The sequence below is a fragment of the Bradyrhizobium stylosanthis genome, assembly GCF_001641335.1.
Classification (GTDB): Bacteria; Pseudomonadota; Alphaproteobacteria; order Rhizobiales; family Xanthobacteraceae; genus Bradyrhizobium; species Bradyrhizobium stylosanthis.
Window position 1 is genome coordinate 54,786 of sequence record NZ_LVEM01000012.1, and the last position, 6,586, is coordinate 61,371.

At 65.7% G+C, this 6,586-nt stretch carries 6 protein-coding genes; 2 read left to right on the forward strand and 4 right to left on the reverse strand.

Annotation, left to right across the window (positions count from 1 at the left end; translation table 11 throughout):
* Window positions 1-128 precede the first annotated feature (128 nt).
* From A7X65_RS40200 to A7X65_RS40210, 3 genes are all read right to left on the reverse strand, one after another.
* A complete protein-coding gene (locus tag A7X65_RS40200) occupies window positions 129-968 on the reverse strand; it encodes a helix-turn-helix transcriptional regulator (protein WP_063694960.1) in 840 nt (279 codons plus the stop codon).
* Window positions 969-1,092: 124 nt separating this feature from the next.
* Entirely contained in the window at window positions 1,093-2,514 is a 1,422-nt protein-coding gene (locus A7X65_RS40205) for a UbiD family decarboxylase (protein WP_063694963.1), read from the reverse strand.
* Between the two features lie 23 nt (window positions 2,515-2,537).
* Window positions 2,538-3,158 carry a UbiX family flavin prenyltransferase gene (locus A7X65_RS40210; protein WP_063694981.1) on the reverse strand — a complete coding sequence of 207 codons (621 nt, stop codon included), beginning with the start codon at window positions 3,156-3,158 and terminating at the stop codon, window positions 2,538-2,540.
* Between the two features lie 156 nt (window positions 3,159-3,314).
* Here A7X65_RS40210 and A7X65_RS40215 point away from each other — a divergent pair, with 156 nt between their 5' ends.
* Together A7X65_RS40215 and A7X65_RS40220 are read left to right on the forward strand one after the other, a co-directional pair.
* Window positions 3,315-4,283 carry a LysR family transcriptional regulator gene (locus A7X65_RS40215; protein WP_063694983.1) on the forward strand — a complete coding sequence of 323 codons (969 nt, stop codon included), beginning with the start codon at window positions 3,315-3,317 and terminating at the stop codon, window positions 4,281-4,283.
* A gap of 370 nt (window positions 4,284-4,653) precedes the next feature.
* On the forward strand, window positions 4,654-5,694 hold the full coding sequence (locus tag A7X65_RS40220) for a Bug family tripartite tricarboxylate transporter substrate binding protein (RefSeq protein WP_063694988.1): 1,041 nt from the start codon (window positions 4,654-4,656) through the stop codon (window positions 5,692-5,694).
* 26 nt (window positions 5,695-5,720) lie between these two features.
* Here the strand turns inward: A7X65_RS40220 and A7X65_RS40225 are convergent.
* Window positions 5,721-6,586: amidohydrolase family protein (locus A7X65_RS40225; RefSeq protein ID WP_156528469.1), on the reverse strand; the 866-nt coding region annotated here is incomplete at its 5' end.

A 6,586-nucleotide genomic window follows, 5' to 3' on the forward strand; every position in this document is an offset into this window, starting at 1 on the left:
CCCGACGCGTTCTTTGACGCGACGGTGACAGATGTCAGGACAGGGGCTGCGCGGGCCATACCGCGCGCTCTCACGACTTACCAAATCGTCTCATTCGAGAGCGTGCAGCGCAATATCGGCTGAGAGATTCAACCCGCAAGACGCGAGACGTTGCGAAACTCGCGCGGGCTGACGCCGGCGTGATCGCGGAAAAAGCGCGTGAAATGCGCCGGCTCCGGAAAGCCAAAACGCTCGCTGAGCTCGCCGAGCGGCGTGTCCTCGCGCATGACGGCATCGAGTGCGCGCTCCATGCGGACGACGTTGAGATAGATTTTTGGCGAGACGCCGAGCGAGGTCTCGAACAGGCGGAAGAACTGCGCGCGCGACAGGCCGGCGCCCTTCACGAACTGATCGACGTTGCCATAGGAATCCTGCCCGCGCATCGCATCCATGGCGCGGCGGATGCGCCAGTCGCAGCTCACCGCGCTCATGCCGCGGATCGAGGTGGGGAAGCTGCGCCACGGCGTGAAACGCTCGATCACCGCGATCATCAGGTCCGACAGCGTCTCCTCGTGCGTCCGGACCGCATCCGGATTCGCCATCATTTCAGCCGCCAAATGCAGCGTGAGCTGGCGGATGCGCGGCGACACTTCGCCCGAGGGACGCTCGAAAAAGCCGGGCGCGCCGCTCGCCGCCCATCCCGGGCGGAACTCCTTCAGCCATTCCGGCTCGATATAGAGCGCCATGATCAGCGTGCGCGGGCGGTTGACGTCGTGCACATAGGCATGCGGCTTCCAGCCGTCGACGAGGACAGCTGCGGTGTCGGTCAGCGGCGTGACCTGGTCGCCGACCATGAACTGGGTGTCGGCGCCCTCCACTTTCAGCAGGACATGGCAGTGATGATGGGCGTGGCGGACCAGCGAACGGTCCATGTCGAGCAGAGCGACCCTGCCGAAAGCGCCATGGGCTATGCGCAGGGCCGTCGACATCAGTTCCTTCCTCCCAGCATTGCGCTGCAAAACGATTGGCGTGTTGGCGCGGGACTATAAGCAGCCCCCGCTTCATATTCCAACCGCGCAAACCGACGCAAGTTGCCCGGAAGCGGTAATCGGCTCATGTCCGCGCCTCCGCAAGCAGGCGCGCAACCGCTGCGCTCGGGTCGGCCTGCAACGCCGTGGCGAGATCGACCTCTTCCTCGCCCTTGACGCGGATGCGCTTGAAGGCGAGCTCGGGCGCGCTGACCGGCGCGGTCGCATCCAGGCCCATCTTGGCGCTGATGCCGTTGTCCGTGGTCGGATCGAGCTTCGAGCCGAGCGCCCCCGCGACGACCATGAGGTCGCGGTCGGCCTGGAAGCGCGTCGCCACCGCCCATTCGATCTCCTCGGACGAGGAGATGTCGACGTCCCTGTCCACCACGACCACCTGCTTGATGTCGTAATGCGCGCCGAACGCGCACATCATGATGTTCTTGGGCTCGCCGTCATTGGCCTTGTCGATCTTGATGGCGAGGTGATAGCGGCAGGTGCCGCCGCGCGTGAGGCGGACGTCGAGCACGTTGGGGAAGCTGCGGCGCAGATGCTGGAGCAGCGTCGCCTCGCGCGGCACGCCGCCGAGGATCAGGTGCTCGAAGCCGCCGCCGACGATGGTGTGGAAGATCGGCGCCTTGCGATGGGTGATCGCATCGACCTCGATCACCTCGCGGTTGGCGCGCGGGCCGTAATATTGAGGGAATTCGCCGAACGGGCCTTCCGGCTCGCGCACGCCCTGCAGGATGCGCCCCTCGATCACGATCTCCGCATGGGCGGGAACGCGAACCGAATTGGTGCGGCACTTCACGACATCGACCGGCGCGCCGAGCAGCGCGCCTGCAATCGCCATCTCGTCCTCGTCAAGCGCGGCGATCGCCTGCGACGCCAGCATCAAGGCGGGATGCGCGCCGATCACGATCGCGATCTCCAGCGCCTGACCGAGCTCTTCGGCGAGGCGATAATAGGAGAAGGTGTGCCGTGGCAGCAGCAGCACGCCGATGCGGTTCCTGCTGGAGATCTGGCAGCGGTGGATCGAGACGTTCTGCACGCCGGTCTTCGGGTTGCGCGCGATCAGGAGACCAGCCGTGATGTAGGGACCGCTGTCGCGCTCATTGTGCTTGGGCACCGGAAGCTGGCGGAGCAGGTCGACGTCCTGGTGCACAACGTCCTGCACCGGTCCGCTCGCGACCTCATGCGTCGGCAGCGGATGGCTTGCGGCGGCGAGGAAGCGCGGCAGCAGCTGGTCTTCGGTGACGCCGATGGACTCGGCGACCCAGTCGCGGCCGGCGAAGAGGTTGGCGACGACGGGGATTTCGTGCCCGTCGGGGCGCGGAAACAGCACGGCGCTGTCACGCTCCAGCCGTTTTGCGACGGCGGCAAGCTCGTCGGCGAGCGCAATGCCCTCGCGCGCAATCGCAAGCTTGCCGCGTTCGGCGAGGTAAGCGAGCCAGGCGCGCAGATCGGCAGGCGCGTTCGAGGCTTTGCTCGCAACATTGTCCATTCGCATACGGTCTTCCTCAGATGTTCAGGTCAGGGCGCGATCTTGCGCAGCGACAGCGAACGGCGCTTGAGCGCCTCGTCCTCGCCCCAGCGGCGCACGACGCCGATATCGATGTCGAAGAGGTCGAGCACGCGGCCGACCGTGTGCTCGACCATATCGTCGAGGCTCTCGGGCTTGGCGTAGAAGGCCGGCACCGGCGGGGCGATGATCGCGCCGATCTCGGACAGTGCCGTCATGGTACGGAGGTGACCGGTATGGAGCGGTGTCTCGCGCACCATCAGCACCAGACGCCGACGCTCCTTGAGCACGACGTCGGCGGCGCGAGTGAGCAGCGTCGTGGTCACGCCCGAGGCGATCTCGGACATCGAGCGCATCGAGCACGGCGCCACGATCATGCCGGCGGTGCGGAACGAGCCGCTGGAGATCGCCGAAGCCATGTCGTCGATCGCATGGTTGACGTTGGCGAGTGCCCTCACCTCCGCGATCTTCAGGTCGGTCTCATAGGCAAAGGTCAGCTCGGCGGTCTTCGACATCACAAGATGCGTCTCGACGCCGGCATTGCGCAGAAGCTGCAGCAGGCGCACGCCATAGGTGACGCCCGAGGCGCCGGAAATGCCGATGATCATCCGCTTGGGGCTGGCGTCCTGCATCTGTCTGATTTTTCGCTCTCTGGGACAGGCTTCCCGCGAGACTAGGCAATCGCACCCATCAGAACAAATAATGCTTGATTATATCTTCCATCATCTGAGATGATGGAAGCGGGCAGGATCAGCGGACGAAGGACGGGCCACGTGGAACTCCGGCAGATGCAATATTTCCTTTGCCTGGCCGAGGAGAGGAACGTCACCCGCGCCGCGCGCCAGCTCAACATCGTGCAGCCGGCACTCAGCATGCAGATCGCCAAGCTCGAGGCCGAGCTTGGCCAAAAGCTGTTCGACCGCAGCGTCCAGGGCATGACGCTGACCAGCGCCGGCGAAGCGCTGGTGCGGCTGACGGCGCCGATCGTGCGCGATGCCGAATATGCGCGGCAGGAGATGGCGCAGCTCGGCGGGCGCATCTCGGGGCGGGTCTCGGTCGGCCTCATCACCTCGGTGGCGCAGAGCACGATGGCGAGCTCGTCGGCGACCGTCGCGAGCCGCTATCCCGAGATCACGCTGTCCGCCTGCGAGGGCTACACCGAGACGCTGGTCGACTGGGTCAACACCGGCCAGCTCGATTTCGCCCTGATCAACGTGCCGCGCCGGAAGACGCCGCTGGCCGCGCATCATGTCATGGACGAGGAGATGGTGTTCGCCTGCCGGAAGGACAGCCCGGTGAGGCCGCCGGCAAAGTTGCGTTTCGACCACATCGCGAATTTCGACCTGGTGCTGCCCTCCAAGCGCCACGGCCTGCGCCTGATCCTCGATGAGCACGCCGCCGCTATCGGCATCGACCTCCGGCCGCGCCTGGAGCTCGACACCCTGCCCGCGCTCTGCGATGTCATCGCGACCACCGACTTCGCGACGGTGCTGCCGACCATCGCGCTCCGGCAGTCGCTGGCCAGCGGCGCCATCCGGGCGCATCGCTTCGACGCGCAGCGGATCGTGCGGTCGATTGCGTGGGTTCATCACCCCAGGCGCGCGGTGTCGGTCGCGGCCAAGGCCGTGCTCGACGTCATCAGCCATGATCTCGCGCAGGCCGCCGCGGTGGCACGGGAGTTCGTGGAGCCCTCCTCCAGCGGCACAAGTCCGTCCGCCCGTAAGGACCGCAGGAAGCCGCGGCGGCGCGCAGGTTAGAACCAGTCGAGATTCGCAGCGGTGCGTTGAAAGTCGCGGTGGCAGGCCGATATTGTTCGATGCATCCCGCCGCATCCGAAGCATCACGTCCGCCATGCCCTTCTTCCGGCTCAACTCGCGGATCAAGGCGAAGCCCTATTGGCCGCCGGGCAAGACCGGATTGGATCAGGCCCTCGCTCCACTCGGACAAGATGTCGCGCCCGCTGCAGAATGAGACGCGTTGGTAAGTTTTGAGACGAGCAAGCATGACGGTCGCGTCGGCGAGCTAACTACGATCCAGGCGCAGAAAATTGCGGCCTGGCTTCATTCCGACTCTTGTTGCGGACGATCCCGGGACTCGCTGAACAACACACGGGAGATTCAGTCCGAGATGGCACGGTCCGGTCGCAGCAAGCTCACTCTCACCGCACAGCAGCAGAGTGAGGGATTTCACCTCGACCGCCGGTCGTTGCTCTCGCTCGGCGCAGGCGCTGCTCTCGCCGCCACCGGTCTGCGCCCCGCAGACGCGCAGGATTATCCCGCCCGCCCCGTGCAGGTGCTCGTGCCCTTTGCCGGCGGCAGCGCCAGCGACGTGATCACGCGCATCCTGCTCAACCGCATGGCGACCTCGCTCGGGCAGGCCTTCGTGGTCGACAACCGTCCCGGCGCCGGCGGCAATATCGGCACCGCGGCCGCCGCACACGCGGCCTCCGACGGCTACACCTTGCTGATGAGCACCTCCGGCCCGCTGGCCGCGAACAAGTCGCTCTACAAGGAGCTTCCCTACGATCCGCTGAAGGATCTCGCCCCGATCGGGCTGTTCGCGACGATGCCCAATGTCATCGTGATCAACTCAAAGCTGCCGCCGAAATCGCTGGCCGAGCTGATCGACTACGCCAAGGGGCATCCGCGCGAGCTGAACTACGGCACGGTCGGCGTCGGCTCGTCGCAGCATTTGTCGGCTGCCTATTTCGAGCAGCTCACGGGCACCGAGCTTACCCACGTTCCCTACCGCAACATCGCCGCCTACACGCCGGATTTCATCGCAGGCCAGGTGCCGCTCGGCTTTCAGCTGCTGCCGAACGTCCTCGGCCTGATCAAGAGCGGCGATGCGCGCCCGCTCGCAGTCGCCAGCGACAAGCGCATGACGGCGCTGCCTGACGTGCCGACCGCGGCCGAGGCCGGCCTGAAGAATTACGAGAGCGCGGCCTGGCTGGCGCTGCTCGCACCGGCGAATACCGACAAGGCCGTAGTCGACAAGCTCTACAGGGCGATGGTCGAAGCCGCGAACGATCCGAAGGTGCGCAGCCTCTTCGTCGAGCAGGGCGCCGAGCCGCTGGTGATGGACCCCAAAGGCCTGACCGATTACATGACCTCCGAGACCACGAAATGGGCCGGGATCATCAAGAAGATCGGCATCGAGCCGATGTGATCCGTCACATCGTATCGATGTGACGATCAGATCAGGCTCGACTTGCCGCGGCTCAGCACCTCGCCCGCGCCCTTGTCGCCGACGATCCTGCCCTGCTCGTACACCACGCGCCCCCGGGCGATGGTGGTGACGGGCCAGCCTGTGATCTCAAAGCCTTCCCACGGCGTGTAGTCGGAGCCGTGGTGCAGATCGGACTGCTGAATTTTCTTCGTCAGCTTGGGGTCCCACAGCGCGATGTCGGCATCGAAGCCGACGCCGATCGAGCCCTTGCGCGGATAGAGGCCATAGATGCGGGCGTGGTTGGTCGCGGTCAGCTCGACGAACTTTTGCAGGGTGATGCGGCCCTTCGAGACGCCCTCGGAGAACAGGATCGGCAACCGGGTCTCGACACCGGGAATGCCGTTCGGCACCCAGCGGAACGAGGTGCGCGCATTCGGCGTCAGCTTGCCCTTGGGATCGTCGTAGCGGAACGGGCAATGGTCTGACGAGAAGGTCTGGAACACGCCCGTCGTGATGCCCTCCCAGATCGCCTGCTGGCTCTCGGCATCGCGCGGCGGCGGCGAGCAGACGTACTTCGCCCCCGTGATGTCCATRTTCAGGCCCTTCATGTCGTCGGCCGTCAGCGTGATGTATTGCGGGCATGTCTCCGCATGCACCGGTAATCCGCGCTGCTGCGCCCAGCGCACCTGCTCCATGGCCTCGCGCCCGGAGACGTGCACGATCATGATGGGCACGCCGATCACCTCGGCATGGCTGATGGCGCGATGCGTCGCCTCGCGCTCGACCGCCTGCGGCCGCGAGGTGCCGTGATAATAGGGCGCGATGTGGCCCTCGCGCTCGAGCTTGCTSGTGAGGAAGCGGATGGCGTCGTAGCCCTCGCAATGGACCATGA

Bases quoted from the DNA above. Each gene is read 5' to 3' on its own strand.
- A7X65_RS40200 (WP_063694960.1), bottom strand. From the start codon at position 968: ATGTCGACGGCCCTGCGCATAGCCCATGGCGCTTTCGGCAGGGTCGCT.
- A7X65_RS40205 (WP_063694963.1), bottom strand. From the start codon at position 2,514: ATGCGAATGGACAATGTTGCGAGCAAAGCCTCGAACGCGCCTGCCGAT.
- A7X65_RS40210 (WP_063694981.1), bottom strand. From the start codon at position 3,158: ATGCAGGACGCCAGCCCCAAGCGGATGATCATCGGCATTTCCGGCGCC.
- A7X65_RS40215 (WP_063694983.1), top strand. From the start codon at position 3,315: ATGCAATATTTCCTTTGCCTGGCCGAGGAGAGGAACGTCACCCGCGCC.
- A7X65_RS40220 (WP_063694988.1), top strand. From the start codon at position 4,654: ATGGCACGGTCCGGTCGCAGCAAGCTCACTCTCACCGCACAGCAGCAG.